Genomic DNA, 1,193 nt, shown 5'->3' with positions numbered 1-1,193 from the left:
CTTACTTGAGGATCTTCGCGACGACGCCGGCGCCGACGGTGCGGCCACCTTCGCGAATCGCGAAACGCAGACCTTCCTGCATCGCGATCGGCGCAATCAACGTCACCGAGATCTTCACGTTGTCGCCCGGCATCACCATTTCCGTGCCTTCCGGCAACTTGATCGCTCCGGTCACGTCCGTCGTACGGAAGTAGAACTGCGGGCGGTAGTTGCTGAAGAACGGGGTGTGACGGCCGCCTTCTTCCTTCGACAGCACGTAGATCTCGCCTTCGAAGTCGGTGTGCGGGGTGATCGAACCGGGCTTGGCCAACACCTGGCCACGCTCGACGTCTTCACGCTTCGTGCCGCGCAGCAGCAGACCCACGTTGTCGCCGGCCTGACCCTGGTCGAGCAGCTTGCGGAACATTTCCACGCCGGTCACGGTGGTCTTGACCGTGGGCTTCAGGCCCACGATTTCGATTTCGTCGCCGACCTTGATGATGCCCGTCTCCACACGACCGGTCACCACGGTGCCACGGCCGGAGATCGAGAACACGTCTTCCACCGGCATCAGGAAGGCCTTGTCCAGCACGCGCACCGGTTCCGGGATGTAGGTGTCCAGCGCATCCACCAGCTTGATGATCGCCGGCACGCCGATTTCGGACTGGTCGCCTTCCAGCGCCTTCAGCGCCGAACCCTTGATGATCGGGGTGTCGTCGCCCGGGAATTCGTACTTGGACAGCAGCTCGCGCACTTCCATTTCGACGAGTTCCAAGAGCTCCGCGTCGTCCACCATGTCGGCCTTGTTCAGGAACACGACGATGTAGGGCACGCCCACCTGACGGCTGAGCAGGATGTGTTCGCGCGTCTGCGGCATCGGGCCGTCGGCGGCCGAGCACACCAGGATCGCGCCGTCCATCTGCGCCGCACCCGTGATCATGTTCTTCACGTAGTCGGCGTGGCCCGGGCAATCCACGTGCGCGTAGTGGCGGGTCGGCGATTCGTATTCCACGTGCGCCGTGGAGATCGTGATACCGCGCGCCTTTTCTTCCGGCGCCGCGTCGATCTGGTCGTACGCCTTGAATTCACCACCGAAACGCTCGGCGCCGATCTTCGTCAGCGCTGCCGTCAGCGTCGTCTTGCCGTGGTCCACGTGACCAATCGTGCCCACGTTCACGTGTGGCTTGGTGCGTTCGAATTTACCCTTTGCCATG

General features: G+C 63.0%; 1 protein-coding gene. It reads right to left on the bottom strand.

The features are described 5' to 3' along the window. Position 1 precedes the first annotated feature (1 nt). On the bottom strand, positions 2 to 1,192 hold the full coding sequence (gene tuf, locus L0U79_RS00010; RefSeq protein WP_233839828.1) for an elongation factor Tu: 1,191 nt from the start codon (positions 1,190 to 1,192) through the stop codon (positions 2 to 4). Position 1,193 lies beyond the last annotated feature (1 nt).

Source organism: Dyella sp. 2HG41-7 (assembly GCF_021390675.1).
Taxonomy (GTDB): domain Bacteria; phylum Pseudomonadota; class Gammaproteobacteria; order Xanthomonadales; family Rhodanobacteraceae; genus Dyella_B.
This window is presented reverse-complemented; position numbering and strand designations above follow the sequence as displayed.